This window comes from Vibrio sp. Vb0349 (genome assembly GCF_033338975.1).
This window is the reverse complement of the sequence record NZ_JAWOTS010000325.1, coordinates 1-879: the sequence shown is the minus strand read 5'-3', so window position 1 is coordinate 879 and position 879 is coordinate 1. Positions and strand designations below refer to the sequence as shown.

The following is an 879-nucleotide window of genomic DNA, read 5'->3' as shown; positions in this document are numbered from 1 at the left end:
TTCAACGCACTTTCTGCTCGCTTGTTTTTAGCCAGTACCATCAATCCCGACGTCGACATATCTAAGCGATGCACGACTTGGATATCTGGGTACTCCTCCTGTAAACGACTCCACATGCTGTCATGGTGTTCTGCAAGACGTCCCGGAACTGACAACAAACCAGATGGCTTATTCACAGCCAAGATATGGTCGTCCTCAAAAACGATGTCGAACCAAGGATCAGTCGGTGGGTTGTACTCAAGCATTGCCATGGGTGGGATCTCTAGAAAATAAAAACGCCGCGATTATAACGAGGGCTCAGTCAAAACGCATTTTAATTTCGTGACCAATGAAAACACCAAAACCAACAGGGTTAATCAAGTCAATAAATTCGAAAAATAAAATAAAAACTGATTTGTAAATATAGTTTGACAAGTACTGCGGGAGTGATATTTATAGAGTGGTTACCCAAATAACTTTATTCCGTTCGGAAAAGCACCCCATAACATTAAATAAGGTTTCACGCCGTTTGGATTCCCGCGAACCGTTCTCGCGGGGGAAGGTTATGCCGCTATACACAACATCAAAGGACAATAAGAAATGGAATCCGCCGTACCAGATCAACCCCAATCCAGAATATCGCTATTTTTCCGCTCACTTGGCCCAGGCATCCTAATGGCTTCTGCGGCGGTGGGTGGCTCTCACCTTGTAGCCTCAACCAAAGCGGGTGCCATCTATGGCTGGCAACTTGCCGCACTCATCCTGCTCGTAAACCTGTTTAAATACCCATTTTTCCGAGCTGGCGTGCAATACACGATGGGCACAGGGCTTACGTTAGTCGAAGGCTACGCGAGACTGGGTCGCCCTTACCTTTGGCTGTTTCTGTTCTTAAGTGTGGTG

Annotated in this window: 2 pseudogenes; one reads left to right on the top strand and one right to left on the bottom strand. The window is 46.4% G+C overall.

Features of this window, described 5'->3' with window-relative positions:
* Positions 1–206, bottom strand: a pseudogene (locus R7Q47_RS25560) (pseudouridine synthase); the annotation flags it as partial.
* A gap of 373 nt (positions 207–579) precedes the next feature.
* Between R7Q47_RS25560 and R7Q47_RS25555 the strand changes: the two are divergent.
* Positions 580–879 (top strand): annotated as a pseudogene (locus R7Q47_RS25555) (divalent metal cation transporter); the annotation flags it as partial.